This is a genomic window from Kitasatospora sp. NPDC034533 (assembly GCF_055575155.1).
In genome coordinates, this window is record NZ_JBVITE010000005.1 from 92250 (window position 1) to 118363 (window position 26114).

General features: G+C 75.1%; 25 protein-coding genes. 11 read left to right on the top strand and 14 right to left on the bottom strand.

What is annotated here, in order from left to right; genetic code table 11:
* Positions 1–167 precede the first annotated feature (167 nt).
* Positions 168–1055, bottom strand: a complete 888-nt coding sequence (locus ACZ55U_RS05725) for an alpha/beta fold hydrolase (protein WP_465522784.1) — start codon at positions 1053–1055, stop codon at positions 168–170.
* Positions 1056–1124: 69 nt separating this feature from the next.
* Here ACZ55U_RS05725 and ACZ55U_RS05730 point away from each other — a divergent pair, with 69 nt between their 5' ends.
* A complete protein-coding gene (locus tag ACZ55U_RS05730) occupies positions 1125–1721 on the top strand; it encodes a TetR/AcrR family transcriptional regulator (protein WP_465522786.1) in 597 nt (198 codons plus the stop codon).
* A gap of 119 nt (positions 1722–1840) precedes the next feature.
* On the top strand, positions 1841–2899 hold the full coding sequence (locus ACZ55U_RS05735) for a fatty acid desaturase family protein (RefSeq protein WP_465522788.1): 1059 nt from the start codon (positions 1841–1843) through the stop codon (positions 2897–2899).
* A 48-nt stretch (positions 2900–2947) separates the two neighbouring features.
* Here ACZ55U_RS05735 and ACZ55U_RS05740 read toward each other — a convergent pair whose 3' ends face one another.
* Positions 2948–3316 carry a nuclear transport factor 2 family protein gene (locus ACZ55U_RS05740; protein ID WP_465522790.1) on the bottom strand — a complete coding sequence of 123 codons (369 nt, stop codon included), beginning with the start codon at positions 3314–3316 and terminating at the stop codon, positions 2948–2950.
* 195 nt (positions 3317–3511) lie between these two features.
* Here ACZ55U_RS05740 and ACZ55U_RS05745 point away from each other — a divergent pair, with 195 nt between their 5' ends.
* Entirely contained in the window at positions 3512–4582 is a 1071-nt protein-coding gene (locus tag ACZ55U_RS05745) for a PRC and DUF2382 domain-containing protein (RefSeq protein WP_465522792.1), read from the top strand.
* Positions 4583–4697: 115 nt separating this feature from the next.
* Complete coding sequence (locus ACZ55U_RS05750) at positions 4698–5573, top strand: LysR family transcriptional regulator (RefSeq protein ID WP_465522794.1); 876 nt, start codon at positions 4698–4700, stop codon at positions 5571–5573.
* A 241-nt stretch (positions 5574–5814) separates the two neighbouring features.
* Here ACZ55U_RS05750 and ACZ55U_RS05755 read toward each other — a convergent pair whose 3' ends face one another.
* The 4 genes from ACZ55U_RS05755 to ACZ55U_RS05770 form a co-directional block, all read right to left on the bottom strand.
* Entirely contained in the window at positions 5815–6795 is a 981-nt protein-coding gene (locus tag ACZ55U_RS05755; protein WP_465522796.1) for an ABC transporter substrate-binding protein, read from the bottom strand.
* Positions 6796–6896: 101 nt separating this feature from the next.
* The gene (locus tag ACZ55U_RS05760; protein ID WP_465522798.1) at positions 6897–7718 is read right to left on the bottom strand and encodes an ABC transporter ATP-binding protein; all 822 of its coding nucleotides are present in this window, start codon (positions 7716–7718) and stop codon (positions 6897–6899) included.
* A complete protein-coding gene (locus ACZ55U_RS05765) occupies positions 7718–8806 on the bottom strand; it encodes a FecCD family ABC transporter permease (protein WP_465522800.1) in 1089 nt (362 codons plus the stop codon). The genes ACZ55U_RS05760 and ACZ55U_RS05765 overlap by 1 nt, the downstream gene beginning before the upstream one ends.
* Entirely contained in the window at positions 8803–9846 is a 1044-nt protein-coding gene (locus tag ACZ55U_RS05770) for a FecCD family ABC transporter permease (protein WP_465522802.1), read from the bottom strand. The genes ACZ55U_RS05765 and ACZ55U_RS05770 overlap by 4 nt, the downstream gene beginning before the upstream one ends.
* 98 nt (positions 9847–9944) lie before the next feature.
* Here ACZ55U_RS05770 and ACZ55U_RS05775 point away from each other — a divergent pair, with 98 nt between their 5' ends.
* Positions 9945–10568: an HAD family hydrolase gene (locus ACZ55U_RS05775; protein ID WP_465522804.1), complete on the top strand. Its 624-nt coding sequence runs from the start codon at positions 9945–9947 to the stop codon at positions 10566–10568.
* Positions 10569–10578: 10 nt separating this feature from the next.
* Here the strand turns inward: ACZ55U_RS05775 and ACZ55U_RS05780 are convergent, their stop codons facing one another.
* Positions 10579–10818, bottom strand: a complete 240-nt coding sequence (locus ACZ55U_RS05780) for a hypothetical protein (protein ID WP_465522806.1) — start codon at positions 10816–10818, stop codon at positions 10579–10581.
* 475 nt (positions 10819–11293) lie between these two features.
* Here ACZ55U_RS05780 and ACZ55U_RS05785 point away from each other — a divergent pair, with 475 nt between their 5' ends.
* A complete protein-coding gene (locus ACZ55U_RS05785) occupies positions 11294–11677 on the top strand; it encodes a cold-shock protein (protein ID WP_465522808.1) in 384 nt (127 codons plus the stop codon).
* Between the two features lie 12 nt (positions 11678–11689).
* Here ACZ55U_RS05785 and ACZ55U_RS05790 read toward each other — a convergent pair whose 3' ends face one another.
* The 4 genes from ACZ55U_RS05790 to ACZ55U_RS05805 all read right to left on the bottom strand — a co-directional run bounded on the left by ACZ55U_RS05790 (position 11690) and on the right by ACZ55U_RS05805 (position 15283).
* Entirely contained in the window at positions 11690–12544 is an 855-nt protein-coding gene (locus ACZ55U_RS05790; protein ID WP_465522810.1) for a 1,4-dihydroxy-6-naphthoate synthase, read from the bottom strand.
* Positions 12537–13313, bottom strand: coding sequence for a futalosine hydrolase (locus ACZ55U_RS05795; RefSeq protein WP_465522812.1), 777 nt, complete (start codon positions 13311–13313; stop codon positions 12537–12539). The genes ACZ55U_RS05790 and ACZ55U_RS05795 overlap by 8 nt, the downstream gene beginning before the upstream one ends.
* A gap of 10 nt (positions 13314–13323) precedes the next feature.
* Positions 13324–13857 (bottom strand): hypothetical protein, encoded by a 534-nt coding sequence (locus ACZ55U_RS05800; RefSeq protein WP_465522814.1) that lies wholly within the window; start codon positions 13855–13857, stop codon positions 13324–13326.
* Positions 13858–13930: 73 nt separating this feature from the next.
* A complete protein-coding gene (locus ACZ55U_RS05805; RefSeq protein WP_465522994.1) occupies positions 13931–15283 on the bottom strand; it encodes an MFS transporter in 1353 nt (450 codons plus the stop codon).
* A gap of 640 nt (positions 15284–15923) precedes the next feature.
* Here ACZ55U_RS05805 and ACZ55U_RS05810 point away from each other — a divergent pair.
* Positions 15924–16805 carry a DUF3027 domain-containing protein gene (locus ACZ55U_RS05810; RefSeq protein ID WP_465522996.1) on the top strand — a complete coding sequence of 294 codons (882 nt, stop codon included), beginning with the start codon at positions 15924–15926 and terminating at the stop codon, positions 16803–16805.
* A gap of 196 nt (positions 16806–17001) precedes the next feature.
* Positions 17002–20298: a sacsin N-terminal ATP-binding-like domain-containing protein gene (locus tag ACZ55U_RS05815; protein ID WP_465522816.1), complete on the top strand. Its 3297-nt coding sequence runs from the start codon at positions 17002–17004 to the stop codon at positions 20296–20298.
* 100 nt (positions 20299–20398) lie between these two features.
* Here ACZ55U_RS05815 and ACZ55U_RS05820 read toward each other — a convergent pair whose 3' ends face one another.
* From ACZ55U_RS05820 to ACZ55U_RS05830, 3 genes are all read right to left on the bottom strand, one after another.
* On the bottom strand, positions 20399–20611 hold the full coding sequence (locus tag ACZ55U_RS05820) for a hypothetical protein (protein WP_465522818.1): 213 nt from the start codon (positions 20609–20611) through the stop codon (positions 20399–20401).
* 69 nt (positions 20612–20680) lie between these two features.
* On the bottom strand, positions 20681–23221 hold the full coding sequence (locus ACZ55U_RS05825; protein ID WP_465522820.1) for an HAD-IC family P-type ATPase: 2541 nt from the start codon (positions 23219–23221) through the stop codon (positions 20681–20683).
* 52 nt (positions 23222–23273) lie between these two features.
* Complete coding sequence (locus ACZ55U_RS05830) at positions 23274–23636, bottom strand: DUF2530 domain-containing protein (RefSeq protein ID WP_465522822.1); 363 nt, start codon at positions 23634–23636, stop codon at positions 23274–23276.
* Between the two features lie 177 nt (positions 23637–23813).
* On the opposite strand from ACZ55U_RS05830, the gene ACZ55U_RS05835 reads away from it, so the two are divergent.
* The 3 genes from ACZ55U_RS05835 to ACZ55U_RS05845 all read left to right on the top strand — a co-directional run bounded on the left by ACZ55U_RS05835 (position 23814) and on the right by ACZ55U_RS05845 (position 26011).
* Positions 23814–25274, top strand: a complete 1461-nt coding sequence (locus ACZ55U_RS05835) for an NCS2 family permease (RefSeq protein ID WP_465522824.1) — start codon at positions 23814–23816, stop codon at positions 25272–25274.
* A 120-nt stretch (positions 25275–25394) separates the two neighbouring features.
* Complete coding sequence (locus ACZ55U_RS05840) at positions 25395–25595, top strand: type II toxin-antitoxin system VapB family antitoxin (protein ID WP_465522826.1); 201 nt, start codon at positions 25395–25397, stop codon at positions 25593–25595.
* Complete coding sequence (locus tag ACZ55U_RS05845; RefSeq protein WP_465522828.1) at positions 25592–26011, top strand: PIN domain-containing protein; 420 nt, start codon at positions 25592–25594, stop codon at positions 26009–26011. Before ACZ55U_RS05840 ends, ACZ55U_RS05845 begins: the two co-directional genes overlap by 4 nt.
* Positions 26012–26114: the final 103 nt, after the last annotated feature.

Sequence of the window (26114 nt, forward strand, 5' to 3'; positions counted from 1 at the left end):
CGCGGCGGCCGTGCGGCCCGGGTTCAACCGTCTGTCCGGCCCGGGTTCAACGGTCCGCCCGGGCCGGGTTCAACGGTCGTCCGGCCCGGGTTCAACCGGCCGCCCGGCCGGTCCGTGCAACCCGGCCGCCCGTTCGGCCCGGACAACCGGCCGGCCGGCCGCTCCGCTCACCCGGCCGGCCGCGCCGCCATGGCGAGGATGCCGGCGAGGACGGCGGCGGGGTCGTCGGTGGTGAGGGAGTGCCCGGCGTCCGGGACGATGCGGACCTCGGCGCCGGGCAGCAGGCGGTGCAGGCGTTCGGCGGTGGCGGGGGCGTCGTGCAGGGCGCTGCGCTCGCCGAGGAGCGCGAGCACGGGGGTGCTGAGCGCGGGGGTGCTGAGCGCGCGGAGTTCGTCGTCGGTGAGGGTGGCGGCCAGGGGCAGCCGGCGGCGGAAGCCCGCCGAGGCGCGGAGCAGGGCCATCAGCTCGGTGTCCAGGATGGCGCTGTTGCCGAGCTTCCGGGCGAGGCGGGGGCGCAGGGCCCGCGGGGCCGTGGCGGCGAGGCCGCCGAGGACGAGCCAGCGGTAGAAGCGCGGGCTGAGGTCGGCGAGGCCGGCGGAGTCGACCAGGGTGAGACCGGTGGTCCGGCCGGGGTGGCGGAGCTGGTGGTGGAGGGCGATCCAGCCGCCGTAGGAGCAGCCGACCAGGTGGACGGAGGGCAGGTCGAGGGCCGCGAGGAGCTCTTCGAGCCAGTCGGCGGCGTCCCGGCCGTCCGCGATGGGGGCGCTCTGCACGCTGGCGCCCGGTTCGCCGACGGTGTCCACGGCGATCACGGGGTGCCGGGCGGTGAGCGGCTCGACGTAGGAGTGCCACATCAGCGCGTTGCCGCCGGAGCCGGGCAGCAGCACGATCGGTGTGCCCCGCGCGGGGCCGGCGCGGTGGATCCGGGTGGTGCCGTAGCCGGTGGGGACGTCGAGCGAGGTCCGTTCGCCCGGCCAGAGCCGGCCGAGGGCACGCTCGTAGGCGGTGCGGTAGCGGGCTTCGGCCTTGCCGTTCCTGAACTCGCTGATTCGCATGGTACATGTGTATCACAGGCATGATACGGGTGTACCAAGAGCGAGCGGACGAACCGTGGAGGACGCGGAATGACCGGCAAGGTCGACCACGAGGAACGCCGGCGGCAGATCGCCGAGGCCCTGCTGCGGATCGCCGACACCCAAGGGCTCCAGTCCGCCAGCATGCGGGCGGTCGCGACGGAGGCCGGCGTCTCGCTGCGGCTGGTGCAGTACTACTTCGTGTCCAAGGAGGGCCTGCTGCTGGACGCCCTGGCCCGGCTCGGCGCCCAGCTCCAGGCCCGGATGGAGCGGTGGATCGGCGAGGCGCGCGCCCCCCGGGAGGTGGTGACGGCCGTCCTGTCCTGCATCCTGCCGACGGACGCCGAGAGCCGCCGGATCACCAGGACGTACGCGGCGTACTACACCCTGGTCCTCAGTGACCCCGGAATGCTGGAGCACCAGGCCGCGCAGCCGCCGGCGGTGCTGGAGGGCTTCCTCGCCAAGCAGCTCCGCGCGGCGCAGCGGGCCGGGGCCATCGGGCCGGAGCGGGACGTCGAGGCGGTGGCGGCCGGGCTGCTGGCGATGGTCAACGGGCTCGGCTCCAGCGTTCTGGGCGGCCAGCGCACCGGCGAGCAGGCGCTCGCGGTCCTCGCGTACCACCTGGACGAGTTGTTCGGGCGGCCGTAGGGGAGCCGGCGCCCCGTTGCCCAGCCAGGAATCACCACTTGCGGTACGGGGGTTAACTCCCCTACGGGAGTGGAGTTTTCCCCGTTCTGCGGAGCGTCCGGCCGCAGCAGACTCGAACCATGCCCGCGCATCCCGTGATGACGTCCGAAGCGCCCCCAGCCACCGGCCCCCGGCCGGGGAGCGGCGGCAGCGACTTCGCCCAGTTGACCCGCCGGATAGCCGCCGAGGGCCTGCTCGACCGGCGCCCCGGCTACTACGCCGTCCGCGCGGGCCTGGTGCTCGCCGCCTTCTTCGGCGGCTGGTACGCCCTGTTCGCGCTGGGCGACACCTGGTGGCAGCTCGGCCTGGCCGCGGCCATGTCCCTGGTGTTCGCCCAACTCGGCCTGCTGACCCATGATCTGGCGCACCGTCAGGTGTTCGAGCGGAAAGCGCCCGGCGAGCTCGGCGGCCGGATCACCGCCAACCTGCTGATGGGCATGAGCTACGGCTGGTGGATGAACAAGCACACCCGCCACCACGCCAACCCGAACCACGAGGAGCGGGACCCTGACGTCGCCCCCGAACTCCTGGTGTGGTCCAAGCGGCAGGCCCGGAAGGCGGGCGGCCTCGCCCGGTTCATCGGCCGCCGGCAGGCGTACCTGTTCGTCCCGCTGCTCCTGCTGGAGGGCCTCAACCTCAGCTTCAACAGCTTCCGCGCGCTGCGCAGCCCGGTGATGAAGCGCCCGGTGCTGGAGGGCGTCCTGCTGGTGGTCCACTTCGCGGCCTACTTCGGCCTGGTCTTCGCCGCCCTCCCGGCGGGCAAGGCGGTCGCCTTCCTCGCCGTGCACCAGGCGCTGCTCGGCGTCTACCTGGGCTGCGTCTTCGCCCCGAACCACAAGGGCATGCTGATGGTGACGCCCGAGATGGAGCTGGACTTCCTGCGCCGCCAGGTGCTCACCTCGCGCAACGTCCGCGGCGGGCCGGTCGTCGACACGATGATGGGCGGCCTCAACTACCAGGTGGAGCACCACCTCTTCCCCAGCATGCCGACCCCGGCGCTCGCCCGGGCCGCCCGGATCACCCGGGAGTTCTGCGCGGAGAAGGGCGTCCCGTACTGCGAGACGGGTCTGTTCGCCTCCTACCGGGAGGTCTTCGTCCACCTGCACCGGACGGGCGAGCCGATCCGCTCCGGCGGCTGAGGCGGACTGCCCGGGGCCGGGCCCACCGCTCCGGCGGCGGGCCCCGGCTCAGCCCCGCTTCTCGAACCCGGCCAGCAGTCCGCGCGGGTCGAATGTCACCCGGATCCGGGTGATCTTGCCGTTCGCCACGCGCATCCAGTTCGCCGTCGGGGCCGGCTCGGCGATGCTGGTGCACAGGTCGAACCAGGTGATCACCTCGTCGCCCTCGGCCACCCGGACCTTCACGTCGATCCTCTCCAGCACCTGCCCGAGCCCCTTCAGCCCGGCCAGCGCCTCCGTCACGCCGGAGGCCGTTCCCAGCGCTCCGACGAAGTCGACGTCCTCGGCCAGCAGGTCCCGGAGGGTGTCGAACTCGCCCGCCTCCCAGGCGGAGAAGTAGGCCTCGGCAAGCTCACGTGCGGTGTTCGTCGTCGTCATGCCTCCATCTTCCGACCGCCTGAATTATCCGTCCAACAGATGAATCCGATGGTGGCCATCTCTGTGAATGATCGATCGTGCGGTGCGTGACCGGTCCGCCGTGGTCATCACTCTGAGTGAATATCAGGTGAGGCGGTTTCGGGTTGCCCGGGTCGGCAAGGCGCTCAACGCTGGAATGTGAAGGAGGCGTGAATCGTGATCACTGAACAGCAGGCCCGTTCCATGCTGCGCCATCCCGTACATGACGCACAGGGCAACAAGATCGGCACCGCGGACCACATGTTCCTCGACGACGTCACCGGCAAGCCCGAGTGGGTCAGCGTCAAGACCGGGTGGTTCGGTGCGAGTGAGTCCTTCGTGCCGATCCGCGACGCCCGGGTCGTCGGGGACCACCTGGAGGTGCCCTACCCCAAGGAGAAGGTCAAGGACGCGCCGCTGGTGGACGTGGACAGCAGCGGACACCTCTCCGAAGCGGAGGAGCGTCGGCTGTACCAGCACTACGGCATCGCCTGGGACGAAGCGTGGAAGAGCGCCAACCAGCCCGGCGAGGGCGGCTGGGCCCACGCGAGCGGCACCGGTGCCGCGGGTGCCGCCGGTGCCGCGGCCGGCACCGCCGCGGCGAAGGGCCGGTCCGGCACGGCCGGCGCCGAGGGCCTGACCGGCTCCGCTGCCGCCGCCGGCCGTACCGCCCAGGGCCAGACCGCCACCGGCCGTACCGCCCAGGGCCAGACCACCACCGGCCAGACCGGCCAGACCGCCCAGGGCCCGAGCGCCACCAGCCGTGCCGCCACCGCTCCGGGCGCCGCCACCTCCGCCACCGGGCGGACCGGCCAGCGCCGGGAGCAGGACGGCGGCGTGATGACGCGGTCCGAGGAGCGGATGAGCGTCGGCGTCGAACGGTACGAGACCGGCCACGCGAAGCTGCGCAAGTACGTCGTCACCGAGGAGGAACGGCAGACCGTGCCGGTGCGGCACGAGGAGGTCCACATCGAGCGCGAACCCATCACCGAGGCCGACCGGCGCGCCGCGGTGCCCGGCGAGCTGATCTCGGAGGCCGAGTACGAGGTCACCCTGCACGCGGAGCGGCCGGTGGTGCGCACCGAGGCCGTCCCGGTCGAACGGGTGCGGCTGGTCACCGAGGAGCGCGTCGAGCAGCAGACCGTCACCGGCCGGGTGCGCAAGGAGCGCATCGAGACCGACCTCCCCGAGGGGAGGACGGGACAGCCGCAGGGCAAGGAGTTCAGGGGCACCGAGGGCCGTCGGTGACACCCGCCGGGCCGTGACCGCCCGCGCGGTCACGGCCCGCCGCTCGGGCCGGAGCCGGGTTCCCCCGGGCGACCGGCCGGGCGGCCGGACCCCCGGTCGCCTATCGTCAGCGGTCATGGAGATGCACCAGTTGCGCTACTTCGCCGCCGTGGTGGACGAGGGCACCTTCACCGCCGCGGCGGCCCGGCTGCACGTGAGCCAGTCCGGCGTCAGCACCCAGGTCGCCAAGCTGGAGCACGAACTGGGCCAGCAGCTCCTGGACCGCGCCGGCCGCCAGGTCCGCCTCACGCCCGCCGGCGAGGCCGTCCTCCCGCTCGCCAAGAGCGCCCTGGCCACCCTGGACGCCATCCGGCACACCGCCGCCGAGTTCGCCGACGCCGTGCGCGGGAGGGTCCGGCTCGGCATGATCACGGGCTGCTCGATCCCGCCCTTCCTGGACACCGTGGCCGACCTCGGCCGCAGTCACCCCGGCATCGAGCTCAGCCTGCACGAGGGGCCCTCCGAGGACCTCCAGGCGCAGGTCCTGGCCGGCGCGCTCGACCTGGCCCTGATCGGCTACGCGGGCGAGGCGTCCCCGGGACTGGACGCCGCCGTGGTCGTCGACGAGCCGATCGCCGCCGTCGTCCCCGCCGGGCACCCGCTCGACCGGGGCGGACTGCGCCTCGCCGACCTCCGGGAGGAGAAGGTCCTCTGCCTCTCCCCGGGCACCGGCATCCGCGCGGCCTACGCGGACTCCTGCCGTCGGCTCGGCCTGGACCCGCGGGTGGACATCGAGGCCAGCTCCCCGGCGGCCCTGCTCCGCCTCGCCGAACGCGGCGCCGGGGTCGCCGTCCTCAGCGCCTCCTCCGCCGAGGGCGCCGGTCTGCGGGCCGTCCCGCTCGCCGACGCCGTCACCCACGCCCGCCTCGGCCTCGTCGCCCGCCGCGACCAGCAGTCCCCGGCCGTACGGCTGTTGAGGAACAGGCTCAGGGCGGCGCTGAGTTCCGACTGACCGCCGTACGGCCCGGCGCGTCGTGCCCGAACGGTCAGCCCCTCCGATGCGGACCCGCGCCCCGAGGCGGCCGACGCCCGGTTCCAGGCGGCGGCGCCGCCCGGCGCCGTCCGGCGGCTCCGCCGGCCCGGCCTCCACGAGGCCGCCGAACGCGCCCGTACGGACGGGGAGTCGAGCCCGGCCGCGATCGCCGCCGGGCCCGGGTGCGCCGACCGGGCGCCCCTCGCCCCGCGTGCCCCGGCTACGCCCCGAGGAAGCGCTGCAACTCGTCCAGCAGGTAGTTGGCCCCGGTGTAGCCGATCCCCTGGAACCACAGCTGGTCGTCCACCGGGAACGCCCGGTGGCCCTTGACCGCCCCCAGCGCCTGCCAGGCCGGGCTCGCCAGCGCGGCGTTGGCGCCCGAGCGGTCCGGATCGCCGTAGGTCGCGTAGAGCAGCAGGTCCCCGTCCGCCTTGGCGAGCTGGTCGGGCGGGATCTCGAAGTCCGGCTGGTCGACGTTCTGCGCGTCCGGCCGGCCCACCTGGGCGTCGGCGAGCACCGTTCCGGGGAAGCTCTGCCGGCCGAACACCCGGATGCCGCCGCCCTCGACGAACCGCACCAGGCTCACCTTGCGCCCCGACAGCTTCGCCGCCGCCAGCGCCTGCGCCACCTGGCCCGCGTGCTTCTGGTACGTGCCGGCGAAGGCCGCCGCGGCCTGCTCCCGGCCCAGCGCCTGGGCGTGCAGCTGCACGTTGGCCTTCCACGGGGCGCCGGTGGTCTGGGTGAGCACGGTGGGGGCGATCTCCCGCAGTTGCTCGTAGCGGTCGCCGTCGCGGGTCTGGTTGGAGAGGATCAGGTCCGGCCGCAGGGCCCGGACGGTCGGCAGGTCGGGCGAGCCCGCCGGGCCGACCAGCCGGATCCCCGCCGTCCGGGAGGCCGGCCAGTACTCGGGGTAGCGGTTGTCGCGGGCCGCGAGCGCGGCGCCGACCGGGGTGATGCCGAGGGTCAGCGCGGAGTCGAGCACGTCGGTGTCCAGCACGACCACCCGCATCGGCGCGCCCGGCACCGCCACCGGGCCGGTGGCCGTGTTCACCGTCACCGGCGGCACCGGGGTGGTGGACGGGGAGGCCCCGAGGCCGTCCGAGGTCACCGCGGACGGCCGCCGGTCGGTGCAGCCCGTGGCCGCCGCCAGCGCGGCACCGCCGAGACCGGCGAGGAGGGTGCGGCGGGAGATCCGGGGCATCGGCGGTCCTCTGGCTGCGGAGCGAGGGTCGGGCGCGGTCGATTATGTCCGAAATGTTGGCTGAAGTGCCGTTACGCGGGGGTGCCGTCGGCCCGGTGCGGTCAGACCTCCACCGCGGCGGCCCACGGGGCGCCGGGTACGACCAGCGGCGTGCCGGTGACCGGGTCGGGCACCACCACCGACTCCAGCCCGAACACCTCCCGCACCAGCTCGGCCGTCACCACGTCGGCGGGCGCGCCCTGCGCCACCACCCGGCCGTCCCGCATCGCCACCAGGTGGTCGGCGTACCGGGCGGCCTGGTTGAGGTCGTGCAGCACCGCGACGACGGTCCGGTCGCGTTCGACGTTCAGCCGCCGGACCAGGTCCAGCACCTCGACCTGGTGGGCGATGTCCAGGTAGGTGGTCGGTTCGTCCAGCAGCAGGATGTCGGTGCCCTGGGCGAGCGCCATCGCGATCCAGGCGCGCTGGCGCTGGCCGCCGGACAGCTCGTCCATGCTCCGGTCGGCCAGCTCGGCGGTCGAGGTCCGCTCCAGCGCCTCCGCGACCGCCGCCTCGTCCTGCGGCGACCACTGCTGCCACCAGCTCTGGTGCGGCTGGCGGCCGCGCGCGACCAGGTCCGCCACCGAGATGCCCTCCGGGGCGGTCGGCGTCTGCGGCAGCAGGCCGAGCCGCTGGGCGATCCGCTTGGTCGGGACGCGCGCCAGCTCCTCGCCGTCCAGCAGCACCGAGCCCCGGACCGGCTTCAGCAGCCGGCCGAGGGCCCGCAGCAGGGTCGACTTGCCGCAGGCGTTCGGGCCGACGACCACCGTCACCCGGCCGTCCGGGATCGCCACGTCCAGGTCCTCGACGACCGTGCGCGCCTCGTAGGCCAGCGTGAGGCCCCGGGCCTCCAGGCGCCGGCTGACCGGCTGGTGGGCGGACATCAGGAACCTCCACGGCGGGATCGGATCAGCAGCCACATCAGGTACGGCGCGCCCACCATGCCGGTGACCACGCCGACCGGCAGCTCGGTCGGCGCCAGCAGCCGACGGGCGATCAGGTCGGCGAGGACCACCACCAGCGCGCCGGTCAGCGCCGAGCAGAACAGCGGGATCTGCGCCGAGCGGGCCAGCCGCAGCGCGATCTGCGGGGCCATCAGCGCGACGAAGTCCACCGGTCCGGCGGCCCCGGCCGCGCACGAGGCCAGCACGATGCCGAGCAGGGCCATGCCGAGGCGGATCCGGTCCAGCCGCAGGCCGAGGCCGACGGCGGTGGCGTCGTCGAAGGAGATCGACCGCTGGGCGCGGGCCGCCCAGAGCGCCACCGGCAGGGCGGCGAGCAGCACCCAGGCGAGCCGGTCGGCCTGGTCGAAGCCGGCGCCGTTCAGGCTGCCGGTCATCCAGACCTTGGCGGCCTGGGCCTGGAAGCCGTCGCCCTTGGTGAGGAAGACGGACGTCAGGGCGGACAGCGCGACGCTGATCCCGATGCCGATCAGCACGAAGCGCTGCGCGTGCAGGCCGCGCCGCCAGGCGAGGGAGTACACCAGCAGCCCGGCCAGCAGGCCGCCGGCCACCGCCGCGTACGGGGCCTGGCCGGTCGAGCCGACCACGCCGTACGCCGTCAGGCCGACCACGGTCGCGGTCGCGCCCCAGGTCACGCCCACCACGTCGGGGCTGGCCAGCGGATTGCGGGCGACGGTCTGGATCAGCGCCCCGGCCAGCCCGAGCGCGGTGCCGACCAGCAGCCCGACCACCACCCGGGGCAGCCGGAACTCGCCGACCACCAGCTCGTGCGGGCTCGGCCGCCCGAGCACCACCTTGACCACCTCGGCCGGCGCGACGGTGGACTCGCCCAGGCAGAGCGAGGCCACCGCGGCGGCCGCCAGCGCCACCAGCAGCCCGGCGGCGACCGCCGTCGAGCGCCGGTGCAGCAGGAACGACGCCCGCCCGGCCCGGACGACGCGGTAGCCGCGCAGCGAGACGGAACGCGCGCCGGGCCCGGGAGCGGTGCCGGGGGAGGAAGCGGCGCTCATGCCGCCACCACCTTCCGGCGGCGGACCAGCGCCACCAGGACCGGGACGCCGACCAGGGCCGTCATCACGCCCGCCGGAACCTCGGACGGCGGGAACAGGACCCGGCCGAGGGTGTCGGCGAGCAGCAGCAGCGCCGGGCCGAGGACGGCGGAGAAGGCGAGGATCCAGCGGTGGTCGGCGCCCGCCACCGCCCGGGCCGCGTGCGGGACGGCGAGGCCGACGAAGGCGATCGGGCCGGCCGCCGCGACCGCCGAGCCGGTCAGCACGGTCGCGCCGAGCGCGCCGACCGCCCGGACCAGGCCGGTCCTGGCACCCAGCCCCTTCGCGGTGTCGTCGCCGAGCGCCAGCGCGTCCAGCCCGCGCGCCACCGCGACCACCAGCACCGTGCCGACCGCCAGGAACGGCAGCAGCTGCCAGGCCACGTCCGAGGTCCGCCCGGAGAGCGCCCCGACGTGCCAGAAGCGGAACTGGTCCATGGTGGCCGCGTCCGTGGTCAGCACCAGGGTGTTCAGCGAGGCGATGAACGCGGACGTCGCCGAGCCGGCCAGCGCGAGCTTGATCGGCGTCGCCCCGCCCCGGCCGCGCCCGGCCAGCCCGTACACCAGGACGGTGGCGATCACCGCGCCCGCGAAGCCGAACCAGACGTACCCGGTGAGGGTGGAGACGCCGAAGCCGGAGATGGCGACCACCACGCCGGCCGCAGCTCCCTGGGAGACGCCGAGGATGCCGGGGTCGGCGATCGGGTTGCGGGTCAGGCCCTGCATGACGGCCCCGGCCAGGCCGAGCGCCGCGCCGACGGCCAGGCCGACGACCGTGCGCGGCACCCGCAACTCGCGGACGACCACGGCGTCGGCGGTGTCACCGCCGTGCAGCAGGGCGTCCAGGGTGTGGCCGAACGGGATGGTCCGGCTGCCGACGGACAGGCTCAGCAGCACCGCGGCGGCCAGGACGGCGAGCGCGGCGGCGAGCAGCGGTATTCGGCGCCGGCCCGCGCGGTACGGCGCGCGGGCCGCGCCGGGCGGCGCGCTGGTGTCGGTCATGAGCCCTCTCCGCAGACGAGTGAGGCAAACCTAAGTTCCCCTGCGAAGGCCGGGCAAATCGCCTCGTGGTCCGCTCCGCCGTTGGGTAGCCTGGCGGCATGCCCGCGACCCGTACCGCTCCGCTCACCGTCGGTTTCGACCTCGACATGACGCTGCTGGACACCCGGCCGGGTATCCGCGCCACCTACCTGGCGCTCTCCGCCGAGACCGGCACGTACATCGACGCGGACCTGGCGGTCACCCGGCTCGGCCCGCCGCTGGTGGACGAGATCCGCAACTGGTTCCCCGAGGACCGGGTGGACTGGGCGGTCGACCGCTACCGGGTGCTCTACCGCGAGCACGCCTTCGCCGCGACCGTCCCCCTGCCCGGCGCGCACGCCGCCGTCGAGGCGGTCCGCGCCCACGGCGGCCGGGTCGCGGTGATCACCGGCAAGTACGAGCCGAACGCCCGCCTCCACCTGGAGCACGCCGCGCTGGCCGCGGACACCGTCATCGGCGACCTGTGGGCGGAGACCAAGGGCGAGGCGCTGCGCGAGCACGGCGCGAGCGTCTACGTCGGCGACCACCTCGGGGACATCCGGGGCGCCCGGCACGCGGACGCGATCGCGGTGTGCGTGCCCACCGGCCCGTACAGCGCGCGGGAACTGCGCGAGGCCGGCGCGGACGTGGTGCTGGCGGACCTCACCGACTTCCCCGACTGGCTCGCCGGGCACCTCGCCTAGCGCACGGGCCTCAGGAGCCGGCGGCCCCGACCCGGCGGCGCTGGGCCCGCGCGTTGCGCAGCAGCCCGGTCAGCGCGGCCAGGAAGCCGGCCGGCATCAGCATGCTCAGCCAGTAGGCGGCCGTCGGCAGCGGCGTCAGGTGCAGGAACAGCGGGACGAAGGTGACCAGGGTGGCGAGCGCGCCGAGACCGAAGACGATCACCCCGGCCTTGACGTACACGTCGCCGGGGTCGGCGCTCTGGCTGCTCACGTCTGTTCACTCCTCCGGGCCGGTCGGGACTCCCCCCAGTCTGGCAGAGCGCCCACCGGGGGCGCCCACCGGAGCGGGCCGGTCACGTTGCGCAGTTTCCCGGCAGCTGAACGTTTTGATCCCTGCTGGGCGGGGGTATGCACGGGGTGCCGAGGGGCGCTGCAGGGGCGTCCCGTGTCCGCGAACCCGGGGGGTGTGAGCCGATGGACCGCGTGGAGCCGCGTCCTGGCCGTGCCAGTACCGGGTTGCCCGTGACCGCGAGATCCCGCGTTCCCCGCCACCCGGATCGGGCCTCGGGGCGCGTACCGCTCGCGGAACGCCGATGAGGCAGTGACGGACCGTTAGTCTGCTCCTGACAGCGTGCTGACCATGAGCGCCCACGGGCGCCGAGCCGAGGTCGGCCGCCTGCTCCCCACCACCCAGTGATCCCCGGCCAGGGCCGGGATCCCTCACACCCATTCGAGGACTGTTCGAGATGCCCACCGGCCAGGTCAAGTGGTTCAACGAGACGAAGGGCTTCGGCTTCCTGTCGCGCGACGACGGCGGCGACGTCTTCGTCCACACCAAGGCGCTGCCCGCCGGTGTCACCGCGCTGAAGCCGGGCCAGCGGGTCGAGTTCGGCGTGGTCGCCGGCCACCGCGGCGACCAGGCGATGGCCGTGCAGCTGCTGGACGCGCTGCCCTCGGTCGCCGCCGCCCAGCGCCGCAGCGCCGACGACATGGCGCCGATCGTCCAGGACCTGATCACCACGCTGGACTCGGTGCTGCCCGGCCTCCAGCGCGGGCGCTACCCCGCCAAGCCGACCGGCCAGAAGCTGGCCGGCCTGCTGCGCGCGGTGGCGGACCAGTTCGACGTCTGAGCGGGGCGCGGCCTAACCGAACGCGAGCGCACCCGGGTCGAGCGGAGGCACCAGCCCCTCCGCGGCGGCCCGGGTGAGCAGCGCGCGGACGGCCTCGTAGCCCTCCTCGCCGAGGTCCTCGGAGAACTCGGTGACGTACAGCGCGATGTGCTGCTCGGCCACGTCCAGGTCCATCTCCTGGGCGTGCGCCAGCACGTAGTCACGGCTGGCCGCCGGGTCCGCCCAGGCCAGCCGGACGGAGGCGCGGACGGCGTCGGCGAGCGCCCGCAGCCGCTCGGCGCCGAGCGAGCGCTTGGCGACGATCGCGCCCAGCGGGATCGGCAGGCCGGTCTCCCGCTCCCAGGCCTCGCCCATGTCGGCCAGGCTGTGCAGGCCGTACTGCCGGTACGTGAAGCGGGCCTCGTGGATCACCAGGCCGGCGTCCACCCGGCCGTCCCGGACGGCGGGCATGATCTCGTGGAACGGCAGGACGACGATCTCGCCGAAGCCGCCCGGCACGGCCTTCGCCGCCCAGAGCCGGAACAGCAGGTAGGCGGTGGAGCGCTCGGAGGGCACCGCGACGGTCTTCCCGGCCAGCTCGGCGGGGGAGTCCACGCCCGGGAGGGTGAGCACCAGCGGGCCGCAGCCGCGGCCCAGCGCGCCGCCGCAGGGCAGCAGGGTGTACTCCTCCAGGACCCAGGGCAGTGCGCCGTAGCTGATCTTCAGCACGTCCAGCTCGCCGCGCTCGGCCAGCCCGTTGGTGACGTCGATGTCGGCGAAGGTCACCTCGGGGGCGTCCGCGCCGGGCACCAGGCCGTGCGCCCAGGCGTGGAAGACGAAGGTGTCGTTCGGGCAGGGCGAGTACGCGATGCTCAGCCGTTCAGCCACGGCCGGCCTCCTCGGGGGTTCGTGGGCGGGCGGCGAGTTCGTGGACGGGCAGCGCGGCGAAGGCCCGCTCCAGGGCGGCCAGCGCCTCGCCGATCCGCCAGGCGGCCCGGTCGCGTGGGCCCACCGGATTGGACACGGTGCGCAGTTCGAGGGCGGGCACGCCGTACCGGGCGGCGGCCTCGGCCACGCCGAAGCCCTCCATCGCCTCGGCGGCGGCGCCCGGGTGGCGGGCGGTCAGCGCGGCGGCCCGCTCGGCGCTGCCGGTGACGGTGGAGACGGTCAGCACCGGGCCCACGGCGAGGCCCGGGCCGTCCAGCGCCCGCGCCACCAGGGCGACGGCGTCCGCCGGAGGGGTGTGCCGGGCGGTGCCGAAGCCCAGCTCGGTGACGTCGGCGAAGCCCTCGGGGGTCTCGGCGCCGAGGTCCGCGGCCACGATCGCGTCGGCCAGCACGGTGGCACCGACCGGGGCGACGGGGGCGAAACCGCCGGCGATCCCGGCCGAGACCGCCAGCGCGTACGGACGGGCCGCCAGCGCGGCGGACGCGGCGGCGGCGGCGGCGGCCGGGCCGACCCCGGCGGCCAGCACGTCCACCGGCACCCGCTCGGCCCGGTGCAGCGTGCCGCCGGGCAGCGGCAGCGCGGCGGACCCGCCGGGCAGGCCGCGCAGCACGGCCCCGGCCTCGGCCTCCACCGCGACGACGACGAGCAGCCGGGCCCGTGCGGGGCCCGGCTGCCCGTCCTGGCCGTCGGCGACGGCGTGCGCGGTCATCGCGGGACCGTCAGCTGTTGTCCTTGCTGTTCAGCTGGAAGTACCAGACGGCGATCGGGGCCTCCGCGTTCGGGTCGCCCTCGACCACGGTGACCACGGTCTTGCCGCTGGAGTTCAGCAGCTTGCCCGCGGCCTGGGCGCCGGACCAGGTCTGGCCCTTGGACGCCGAGAACAGGCTGTAGCGCCCGCCCTGGTTGGCCGAGCCGCCGTTGGTGAAGGCCCACCAGCCGGTGTCGGCCACGTTCGGCGAGACGCCGACGCCGACCCGGTCGCTGCCCCGGACGTCGGAGGAGGGCAGCGTGCCGTCCTTCAGCGCCGTGGTCGCCGCCTCCTGGCACTTCTCCTGCTGCTCCTCGGTGAGCGGGCTGCCGGCGTTCCAGCACAGCGGGTCCGCGGCGATCGAGGAGTTGCCGACCGTGAGGGTGGCACGGTGGGACGTGTGCTCGGTCTGGCCGGCGGCGATGGCGACGGAGGTGCCCACCGTGGCGGCGCCGACCACGACGACGGCGCCGAGGGCGGCGATGGCACGGGTATTGAGGCTCATGCGTCAGAATCTACCGGGCCTGGCCGATCACGCGACGCGGGGGTCGGCCACCGCGTGTTGACGCACCGGGCGCTCAGGCGACCTTCGGCGCCGCCTGGTGCCGCCGCAGGCCCACCCGGTGGAGTGAGCGGAGCGTCCACAGCAGCACCAGGGCGACCACCCCGGCGGCGATCGACAGGCCCAGCTTCCCGTTCAGCGGCAGCAGGATGCCGACCGCGCCGCCCGCCACCCAGGACAGCTGCATCAGGGTCTCCGACCGGGCGAACGCCGAGGTCCGCACCGACTCCGGGACGTCCCGCTGGATCAGCGCGTCCAGCGCCAGCTTGCCCAGCGAGGCCGCCATCCCGGCCACCGCGGCCACCAGGACCACCGTCACCACGCCGTACCAGAGCGCCGCCGCGCCCGTCACACAGGTCGCCAGCAGCAGCATCGCGGCGACCGTCGTCTCCGGCCCCCGGGTGCGCAGCCAGGAGCCCAGCACCGACCCCAGCGCGTTGCCCGTCCCGGCCGCCACCGCCACCAGGCCCAGCGCCACCGTCGGCTGGAGCCCGCCGATCGGCTCCTCGCGCAGCAGGAAGGCCAGGAACATCACCAGGAAGCCGACCAGCCACCTCATCGCCGACATCGCCCGCAGCGCCAGGATCACCGACGGGCCGACCGCGCGCAGCGGGGCCTTGACCGGCGGCGGCAGGTCGGGCACCGGGTGCGGGCCCTCGCCGGGCCCCTCGGCGTGCAGGACGGCCCGCTGCTCGCCCTTGGCCGAGTCCACCGCGGGCGGCAGGTGGAACGCCATCAGGGTGCCGATCACGAACACCAGGAAGGCGCCGCGCAGCGGCCAGCCCGGCCCGAGCAGGTGCAGCAGCCCGCCCACCCCGGCCGCCACGCCGGTGGCCAGCAGCCCGGCCAGGGTGACCCGGGAGTTCGCCTTCACCAGCGACAGCCGGCTCGGCAGCAGCCGGGGCACCACCACGCTGCGCACCACGCCGTACGCCTTGGAGGCCACCAGCACGCCGAGCGCCTCCGGGTAGAGCGCGATGCCGCCGCCGGCGATCACCCCGGCCATCGTCCAGGCCAGGACGGCCCGGGCCAGCATCGCCATCGCCATGGCCGCCCGGCGGCCGTGCGGCAGGCGGTCCAGCAGCGGGCCGACCACCGGGGCCAGAAGGGCGAACGGGGCCATCGTGATCAGCAGGTAGAGCGCGACCCGGCCGCGGGCCTCGCCGGTGGGCACCGAGAAGAAGATGGTGGAGGCCAGCGCGACGGTGATCAGCATGTCGCCGAAGGAGTTGAGCGCGTGCAGCTCGATCAGCTTCGCCAGGCCCGACTCGCCCGCGCCCTCGGCGGAGGTGGCCCGGCGGATCCGGCGGCCGGTGCCGTGCACCAGCTTGCCGGTGCGGGAGCCGGCGGCGGAGGCGGTGCGGACCAGGAAGTGGCGGCGCGGCTCCGGGGTCTCGGCCTCCTCCTCGGCTTCCGGCCCGGCTTCTGCCCCGGCCACTGTCCCGGTCCCGGGCCCGGTCGGCTGCGCCGGGCCGTGGTCGGGGCCCCCGGGAGTCTTGGAGAGGTCGACGGGGAGACCGGTGTGGTGGCCGGCGGCGAGGCCGCGGGAGGGGTCGACGGGGGCGGCGGACGCCTCGGAGCCGTCCGCCGGCGGCGGTTCGCCCGCGCCGGGGACCGGAGGCTGCTGTCGCGGCACGGCATCCGCCTGGTCGGGGCCGCCGCCGGCCTGCGGGGCGCGCAGTGCGTGCTGCGACGGGTCGTGGTCCGCCACAAGCCCATCCTGCCCCAGAAACGCCGAACCGACGCGGGATCGGACTCCGCTCGGCGCGGCCCCCGGACGGGCCGTCTCCGCCCCGGACTGTGCCGGGGCCCCGACCGGCGGGTAGCCTGCCCAGGGTCGACCCGCCGGGGCGCCGGGGCGCCGGCAGGCCGGTCGAGCGGCGCGGCCGGTACCCGAGGGGGCTCCCGGTCGCGCAGAATGGACGAGGGACTACCAAGCCGCGACGGAACAGGCAACACGCCGTGGGCGACAGAAGAACTGGGAGAGAATCGACGCCGTGAGCGCTGCGATGCGAAGCCGTACCCCCGACCGGCTCTGTGCCGAGGCCGTCGAACTCGCCCGTCTGGCAGCCGAGGAGGCCGTCGGAGCGGAGGCCGTCGGTCCGCACCTCGGTGTCCAGGCGGACGCCGACCGCGTCGTCACCCACACCTTCGAGTGCCTGGACGCGGCGTACCGGGGCTGGCACTGGGCGGTCACCGTCGCCCGCGCGCCGCGCGCCAAGAACGTCACCCTGGACGAGGTCGTGCTGCTGCCCGGCGCCGACGCGATCCTCGCGCCCCAGTGGGTGCCGTGGAGCGAGCGGCTGCGCCCCGGCGACATGGGCCCCGGCGACCTGCTGCCCACCGGCGCCGACGACCTGCGGCTGGAGCCCGGCTGGAGCGGCGAGGACGAGCCCGCGCCGAACTCCGCGGTCGCCCTGGCGGACGACGAGGACCTGGTCGTCACCGACCCCCACATCCAGCCCGCCCCGGCCCGCGCCCGGATCAACGCCGTCGCCGAGGAGCTGGGCCTCGGCCGCAGCCGGGTGCTCTCCCGGCTGGGCCTGCACCTGGCCGCCGACCGCTGGGAGAAGGCCCACGGCGCGCAGACCGCGATGGCCCAGGCCGCCCCGGCCTCGTGCGCGAGCTGCGGCTTCCTGATCCCGATCGGCGGCTCGCTCGGACAGGCCTTCGGCGTGTGCGGCAACGAGTTCGGCCCGGCCGACGGCCAGGTCGTCTCCTACGCGTACGGCTGCGGCGGGCACTCCGAGGCGGCCGTCATCCCGGCTCCGCCGGCGCCGTCCGAGCTGATCCTGGACGAGCTGGTGGTCGAGCCGCTCCCGCTGCACCCCGACCGCAGCTCGGGCTCCGTCGAGCCCGACGCGCCGGCCGAGGAGCTCGGCCACTCCTGAGCCCCCCGCCTTCGCGGCCCGCCCGGTGACCGACCGGCGCGGGCCGCGCTGCTGTCGGGGGGCGGCTCCGGACGGCCCGTCGGGCGGCCCCGGCCGTCCGGGGGACCGCCCGCGGCGGAGCCGGTGGTCGGGAGCAGTCAGTGGGGCAGGGAAGAATGCCTTACGACGAACAGGGCGGCGGAAGGCGGCAGGTCCAGTGGAACCTCGGATCATCGGCAGCGGCACGGACGAGCACCTCGCGGACCCCTTCGGGACCGCCGCGCTGCGCCGGCGGGTGCTGGACGCCTGGGCCGCCTCGCCGGCCCGGTTCCGGGAGGATGCCAACGCCGAGGAGGAACTGGCGCTCGGCGGCTACCGCGACCGCCTGGTGGTCGAGTTGGCCCAGAACGCGGCCGACGCCGCGGTCCGGGCCGGTCTCGGCGCCGGCCGGCTGCGGCTGACCCTCGCCGACGGCGTCCTCGCCGCCGCCAACACCGGCGCCCCGCTGGACGCGGCCGCCGTCGAGTCGCTGTCCACCCTGCGCGCCTCCTCCAAGCGCGGCGAGGAGCCCGCCGTCGGCCGGTTCGGGGTCGGCTTCGCCGCCGTCCTCGCGGTCACCGACGCGCCCGCCGTGCTGGGCGCGGCCGGCGGGGTGCGCTGGTCGCTCGGCGAGGCCCGGGCGCTGGCCGGGGCACAGCCCGAGCTGGCCGACGAACTGCGCCGCCGGGACGGCCACGTGCCGCTGCTGCGGCTGCCGTTCGCGGCCGAGGGCCCGGCGCCGGAGGGCTACGACACGGTGGTCGTGCTGCCGCTGCGGGACGCCGCCGCCGAGGACCTGACCCGCCGTCTGCTGGCCGGGATCGACGACGCGCTGCTGCTCACCCTGCCCGGTCTGCGCGAGATCGTCGTGGAGACCCCGGACGGCGTCCGGACGCTCACCCGCTCCGCCGCCGAGCCCCGCCCGGACGGCGTCACCGAGGTGACCGTCACCGACGACGCGGGCGGGCGGTCGCGGCAGACGCTCTGGCAGACCGCCGGCGCCTCCGGCCGGCTGGACGCCGAACTGCTGGCCGACCGGCCGACCGAGGAGCGCGCCCGCCCGTACTGGACGGTGACCTGGGCCGTTCCGGTCGGCCCGGACGGCGCCCCGCAGCGGCCCGCCATCGCCTCCGTGCTCCACGCGCCGACCCCCAGCGACGAGCCGGTCGGCCTGCCCGCGCTGCTGATCGCCTCCTACCCGCTGGACTCCACCCGCCGGCACGTCGCCCCCGGCCCGCTGGCCGACTTCCTCACCGAGCGGGCCGCCGACACCTACGCCGACCTGCTGCGCGCCCGCGGCGCCGACCTCGGCTCGCTCGGCCTGGTGCCCGCCCCGCTGGGCCGGGGCGCGCTGGACAACGCGCTGCGCGCCGCGGTGCTCTCCCGGCTGCCCGGCACGCCGTTCCTGCCGCACCCGGCGCCGGTCGAGGAGGGCACGCCCGCGCTGCGGCCCCGGGACGCGACGCTGCTGGAGGGCGCGGACGGCTCGGTGGTCGAGGCGCTCTCGCCGATCTTCCCCGGGCTGCTGCCGGCCGGTCTGGAGCGCCGCACCGAGCTGCGGGTGCTGGACGTGCGCCGGGTGCCGCTGGCCGAGGTGGTGGACCAGCTCGGCGGCCTGGACCGCGAGCCCGCCTGGTGGCGCAACCTGTACGCGGCGCTCGGCGCGGCCGACCCGGAGGCGCTCGGCGCGCTGCCGGTACCGCTCGCCGACGGGCGGACGGTCACCGGGCCGCGGCGGGTCCTGCTGCCCTCCGAGGACGCCGACTGGGCGGCCTTCCCGGGCTACCCGGAGTCGCTCGCGGGCGCGCTCGCCGCGCTCGACCTGCGGCTGGCCCACCCCGAGGCCGCCCATCCGCTGCTGGCCAAGCTGGGGGCCGGCACCGCGACCCCGGCCGGGGTGCTGGACACCCCCGAGGTGCGGGCCGCCGTCGCCCGCTCCTACGACCTGGCCGAGGAGGACCTGGACGCCGCGCTCGAACTCGCCGACGCCGTCCTGGCGTTGGTGAAGGCGGCCGGCGTGGAGGCCGGGGCACACCCGTGGCTGGCCCGGCTGGCGCTGCTCGACGACGAGGGCGAGCCCGCCCGCGCGGGCGAACTCGTGCTGCCCGGAAGCCCGTTCGCGGCGCTCGCCCGCGAGGAGGACGCCGGCTGGGTGGACGACGAACTGCTGGAGCGCTGGGGGCCGGAGGTGCTCGCCGCCGTCGGCGTGCTGGCGGACTTCGTACTGGTGCGGGCCGAGGACGTGGTGCTCGACCCGGACGACCTGGAGCGGCTCGACCCGACGGCCCCTGCCGACCGCGCGGCCGGCGGCCACCCCACCGGCCTGCTGGACGAGGCGCCGGACGGCCTCGCCGAGTGGGCCGAGGACGCGCTGGAGGCCCTCCAGGCCGACGAGGCGGTCGGCGTGCCGCCGGTGGCCGCCGAGCTGCTGGCCGTGCGCGACCTCGACCTGGTGGACGACGACGCCTGGCCCCAGGCGCTCGCCGCGCTGTCCCGCCCGCCGTACCGGGAGGCCGTGGTCGACCCGGTGCGCACCCTGCTGCCGGACGGCTCGTACGCCGACCTGCCGCCGTACACCGCGTGGTGGCTGCGCGACCACCCGGTGCTGGCGGGCCGCGAGCCCGCCGGCCTGCGCGCCGCCGGGGCCGACCCGCTGCTGCGCGGCCTGTACGACGAGGCCCGCACCACCCTGGACGAGCAGTTCCTGCACGCGCTCGGGGTGCGCACCACCCTGGCCGCGCTGCTCGCCGAGCCGCACGGGCCGGACGAGGTGCTGGACCGGATGACCGACCCGGCCGCCGAGGTGGGCCACCGCCAGCTGCACGGCATTCACACCGCGCTGGCCCGGGTGGAGCGGGAGCGGATCGAGCCGCTGGACGTGGTGCGGGCGCTGCCGCCGCTGGACCCGGCCACCGGGCGCCGGCCGGACCACACGGTGGTGGTGGACGCGACCGAGGCGGTGGTCGCGGACGCCCCCGACCTGGTCCAGCTGCTGCACCCGTACCCGCTGCTGCCGGTCGCCCCGGGGCTGGCCGCCGACCTGGCCGAGCGGCTGCACGTGTCGCTGGCCAGCGAGGTGGCGGGCGGCCGGGTGCTCTCCGAGGGCGTGCTGCACCGGGTCCCGGCCGTGGTGCGGGAGCTGCTGCCCGGCTGCCCGGTCGCGTACGAGGAGCACGAGGACCTGCTGGTCGTCGGGCCGGACGGCGGCGAGGCGGCGGTGGACTGGCGCTGGGACCCCGGCGCGGACACCCCGGAGCCGCCGTACGACCCGGAGCTGGCCGAGGCCGGCGACGAGGACGACGAGTTCGAGGTGCCGCCGGTGCCCGGGCTGCTGCACGCGGCCACCCCGGAGGGCCTCGCCGCGGGGCTGGCCTGGTCGGTCGGGCAGTGGCACCGCCGCTTCGAGGTGCTGGCGGCGCTCAGCGAGCCGGACCGCGCCTACGAGCTGTCGGCCGCCCGGGACTTCGAGGGCTGAGCGCGGCGGGCGGGCGCATGCGCTGAGCGTGGCGGGCGGGCACCCGCTGAGCGCTGAGCGCGCGCACCCGCTGGGCGCTGGGGGCGCGCACCCGCCCGGTTCAGCGGGGGCGCGCCCGCAGGCGCCGGTAGACGGTGATGGTGACGGTCAGCCAGACCGCCCCGAGCGTCACCAGTGCGGCGGTCCGCAGCGCGGGCGGCGTCGGCCGGACGGCCATGCCGACGCCCGCCATCGCCAGGGCGGCCAGCCCGGTCGCCAGCAGCCCGCCCAGGAAGGCGGTGAACGCCTCCAGGTCCCCACCCCTGCGTGCCATGCGGCACCCCCTCTCGGGGGCCATCATCGGGTCCGGGCGGTGGCTTGTCACGCCGCGCCGGGGCGCCCGTCACTCCATACCGCGGCGCCGCAGGACGCGCCAGACGACCTCCAGGGCGAGGCCGCAGACCACCGCGATGGCGACGCCCGTCAGCGGGTCGCGGAAGCCGACCAGGGAGAGGTCGAAGAACGCCTTCAGCGGCGGGACCAGCAGGACGAGCGCGAAGGCGCCGCCCATGGTGCCGATCAGCAGCAGGCGCCACCAGTTGTACGGGCGGGCGACGATGGCCAGGACCCAGATGGCGATCAGGAAGAGCGTCAGGGTGGCCACGCTGGTGTCGGCCTTGAGGTCGGTCGCGTGGTCGGCGCGGGCGAGCGCGTAGGCGACGAAGGTGCCGGTGCCGGCGATGGCGCCGCCGGGGACGGCGATCCGCAGCACGCGCTTCACGAAGCCGGTGCGCGCCCGCTCGTTGTTGGGCGCGAGGGCCAGGAAGAAGGCCGGGATGCCGATCGTCAGCGAGGACAGCACGGTGGAGTGCCGGGGCAGGAACGGGTACGGCGAGTGGGTGAAGATCACCAGCAGGGCCAGCAGGACCGAGTAGACGGTCTTCACCAGGAAGAGTGAAGCGACCCGCTCGATGTTGCCGATCACCCGGCGGCCCTCGGCCACCACCGAGGGCAGCGTGGCGAAGGAGTCGTTCAGCAGCACGATCTGGGCCACCGCCTTGGTGGCGTCCGAGCCGGTGCCCATCGCCACGCCGATGTCGGCGTCCTTGAGCGCGAGGACGTCGTTGACGCCGTCGCCGGTCATCGCCACGGTGTGGCCGCGGGACTGGAGCGCCCCGACCAGCTGGCGCTTCTGCTGCGGGGTGACCCGGCCGAAGACGCTGGTCCGGTCGGCCGTCTCGGCGAGCTCCTCCGGGTCGGCGGGCAGGGTGCGGGCGTCCAGCGGGTGGTCGGCGCCGGGCAGGCCCAGGTGGCCGGCGACCGCGCCGACCGAGACCGCCGCGTCGCCGGAGATGACCTTGGCCCGGACCCGCTGGCCCTCGAAGTACCGCAGGGTCTCGGCGGCGTCCGAGCGCAGCCGCTGCTGGAGCACCACCAGGGCGAGCGGGGTGAGGTCGGCCGCCGGATCGGCGTCCAGCGCGGCGGGGGTGCGGCCCAGCAGCAGCACCCGCAGGCCCTGGGCGCCCAGCTCGTCCACCTCGGCCAGCGCCGGGTGCCCGGCGGGCAGCAGGACGTCGGGCGCGCCGAGCAGCCAGCTGGCCTCGTCGCCCTGCGGCTCCAGCAGCTGCACGCCGCTCCACTTGCGGGCGGAGGAGAAGGGCATCGCCTCGGTCACCCGCCAGCCGTTCTTCGGCGTGCCGTCGGTGGGCGAGCCGTCCGGGCCGCCGGTGGAGTCGCCGTCGGCACCGCCGTTGGGGGCGCCGGTGGAGTCGCCGTCGGAACCGCCGTTGGAGTCGCCGCGCCCGTACGCGTCGATGACCGCCTGCATGGAGGGGTTGGGGCGGGCGTCGGCGCCGGCCATCACGGCCAGCGCGTGCTTGACGGTCTCCGGGTCGACGGTGGCGGGCCCGCCGTTCGAGAGCACCCGCAGGTCGATCACGTCCATGCCGCCCTCGGTGAGGGTGCCGGTCTTGTCCAGGCAGACGGTGTCCACCCGGGCCAGGCCCTCGATCGCCGGGAGCTCCTGGACCAGGCACTGCTTGCGGCCGAGCCGGACGACGCCGATCGCGAAGGCGACCGAGGTCAGCAGCACCAGCCCCTCGGGGACCATCGGCACGATGCCGGCCACCATGCGCCGTACGGCCTCGCGCCAGTCCCGGCCCTCGACGGCCAGCTGGCTGATGATCAGACCGAGGGCGGTGGGGATCAGCAGGTAGGTGATGAACCGCAGGATGTTGTCGATGCCGGTGCGCAGCTCCGACTTCACCAGGGTGAACTTGCTGGCTTCCTCGGCGAGCTGGGCCGCGTAGGCCGCCCGGCCGACCTTGGTGGCGGTGAACGCGCCGGCGCCGGCCACCACGAAGCTGCCGGACATGACCTGGTCGCCGGGCTGCTTGAGGACCGGGTCGGGTTCGCCGGTGAGCAGCGACTCGTCGATCTCCAGGCCGTCCGCCTCGGTGACCTCGCCGTCCACGATCACCTTGTCGCCGATGCCGAGCAGCACGGTGTCGTCGAGGACGATCTCGGAGACGCCGACCTGCTGGGCGGTGCCGTCCCGGCGGACCTGGGGGCGGGCCTCGCCGATCAGGGCCAGGCTGTCCAGGGTCTTCTTGGCGCGCAGCTCCTGGATGATGCCGATCGCCGTGTTGGCCACGATGACCAGGCCGAACAGGCCGTCCTGGATGGGGCCGACGATCAGGATGATGCCGAACATCACGCCGATGATGGCGTTGAACCGGGTGAAGACGTTGGCCCGGACGATCTCCCTGGTGGACCGGCTGGAGCGCACCGGGACGTCGTTGACCTGACCCTTCGCCACCCGCTCGGCCACCTCGGCGGCGGTCAGGCCGCCGCGCCGGCCGGGTGGCGGGCCAGGGGGGTGTGCTCCGTCCGGGTGGTTCGGGTCGGCCGGTCGCTCTTCCGCTGGCTGGGCAGGCTGCGTCATGGCACCGACTCTACGGGCGCCTTATGTCCGATGCGTGCTACTAAAGGACCATTCAGTCCGACCGGGTGGCCGGGTTCCGGCCGTCTCCCTCGGCCGTGCTTTCGGCGGTGCGTTCGGCCGTGCCCCCGGTGCCCCCCGCGTTCCCCGCGCCTCCGGCGTTCCCCGCGGCCTCGGCGGCGCGGCTGCGGGCGATCGCGTCCCGCCGGGCGCGGCAGTACCACAGGCCGAGCAGGCCGAGCAGGCCGCCGGAGAGGCAGATCCAGGGCCAGGTGCCGTGGCCGTGGGCCGAGAGGGTGCTCTGGAAGGGGAGCAGGGCGACGAAACCGACGAACCACAGCACCGTGCCGCCGCCGACGATGGCGACGTCGTTGGCCTCCAGCGGAGGGGGCGAGGGGTGCAGTGGCGTCTTGGGCATGGGGCCTAGCGTACGGTGCGGGGGGGGCGCACGCGGAGGCGTCGCAACCCCTCGGGGGCTCTACGCGCGAAGATAGCGCGTGTGCGATCGGGAAACCATACTTAAAGATCTGCGCCCGGCCAGCGCCGCCCCGGGCGTCCCCTCCCTCTCCTCAGCTCCCCCACAGAGGACGCACGCATGCCTGTGGTCCAGCCGACCACCGAGTCGCCCGAACCCGCCGACGCCGCGCCGAAGCCCCCCACGGGCGCCGTCGACCGCTTCTTCCGGATCAGCGAGCGAGGCTCCACCCTGCCGCGCGAGATCCGCGGCGGTGTCGCCACCTTCTTCACCATGGCGTACATCCTGGTGCTGAACCCGATCATCCTGGCCAGCGGCACGGACATCACCGGGGCCCACCTGGACAGTGCCCAGCTGGTCACCGCGACCGCCCTCACCGCGGGTCTCACCACGCTGCTGATGGGCGTGATCGGCAACGTCCCGATCGGTCTGGCGGCCGGTCTCGGCGTCAACACGATCGTGGCGCTCCAGCTCGCCCCCAAGATGACCTGGCCGGACGCCATGGGCATGGTCGTGCTGGCCGGCTTCGCGATCATGCTGCTGGTCGCCACCGGTCTGCGCGAGCGGGTCATGAACGCCGTCCCGCTCGGCCTGCGCAAGGCCATCGCGATCGGTATCGGTCTGTTCATCAGCCTGGTCGGCCTGGTCGACTCCGGCTTCGTCAGCCGCATCCCGGACGCCGCCCACACCACCGTCCCGCTCCAGCTCGGCGGCAACGGGCACCTGCTCGGCTTCCCGGTGCTGATCTTCGTGATCGGCCTGGTGCTCACCCTGATCCTGCTGATCCGCAAGGTGCCCGGCGCCATCCTGATCAGCATCGCGGCCTCCACCGCGCTCGCCGCGATCATCGACAAGGTGGCCGACGTCCCGGCGCTCAAGTGGGGCCTGACCGTCCCGTCCTGGCCGGGCAACCCGGTCGCCGCCCCGGACTTCGGCCTGATCGGCAAGGTCAGCCTGTTCGGCGGCTTCGAGAAGGTCGGCGTGCTGACCGGCGTGCTGTTCGTCTTCACCGTGCTGATGTCGTGCTTCTTCGACGCGATGGGCACCATCCTCGGCGTGGCCGACGAGGCCCACCTGCTGGACGACAAGGGCGACCTGCCCGGCATCAACAAGGTGCTGATGGTCGACGGCATCGCCACCGCGGCCGGCGGCGCCACCTCGGCCTCCGCCAACACCTGCTTCGTCGAGTCCACCGCCGGCGTCGGCGAGGGCGCCCGGACGGGCTTCGCCTCGATCGTCACCGGCCTGCTGTTCGTGGTGGCGCTCTTCCTCACCCCGCTCGCCACCATGGTCCCGGCCCAGGCCGCGACCCCGGCGCTGATCACCGTCGGATTCCTGATCCTGGCCAACTCGATCAAGGAGATCGACTGGGCCGACTACACGATCGCGATCCCGGCCTTCCTGACCATCGTGCTGATGCCGTTCACCTACAGCATCACCAACGGCATCGGCATGGGCTTCGTCGCCTTCTGCGTGCTGCGGGTGGCCGCCGGCCGCGGCCGCAGCGTGCCGGTCCCGCTGTACGCGGTGGCGGCGGTCTTCGCCTTCTACTACCTGATGCCGGCCTTCGGCCTGCTCTGACGCGGCCCACGGCTCCGCGCGGCCCCGCCCTCCCGTCCCGGGAGGGCGGGGCTCTTCGATATCAGGAGCGGCGCTGCACTGATATCGTTCTCTTAGTTGCGGTGGCGAAGGAGGACGGTTGTGGCGAGAACGGTGATCGACCTCGACGACGACCTGCTGGCCGAGGCTCAGCGGTTGTTCGGCACGACCACGAAGGTGGCCACGGTGAACACGGCCTTGCTGGAGGCCGTGAAGCTGGCGCGGCGGATAGAGCTCGCCGATGCCATCGCGAGCGGGGAGTTCGACCTGCTCGGTGAGCCGGGCGCATCGGCGGCGGCGTGACCCGAGAGCGCTATCTGATCGACAAGTCGGCCATGGCGCGGTGGGGCAAGCCGACCGTGCGGACGGTCCTCGACGACCTCTCCCAGCGCGCGCTGCTGGCGGTGAGCGCGGCAGTCGAGATGGAGGTCCTGCACAGCGCCCGCAACGCGGCGGAGGCGGACCGGCTGGGCCATCTGCTCAGAGGCTTCGACTACCTGCCCTGCACGGACGAAGTCTGGGACAGGGCCAAGGACATCCAGCGCCGAGCCATGTTCCGTGGGAACCACCGCGCCCTCTCCATGGCCGACATGCTGATCGCGGCCACGGCCGAACGGCACGGGGTGACGGTCCTGCACTATGACGGCGACTACGACATGATCGCGGCCCTCACCGGCCAGCCCACGCGGTGGGTCGTCCCGTCCGGGACGGCCGACTGAGCGTCGGCCCCCACGGCTCCGCGCGGCCCCGGGGGGTTGGGTCGGGGGGGGGGGGGGGGGGGGGGGGGGGGGGGGGGGGGGGGGGGGGGGGGGGAGGGGTACG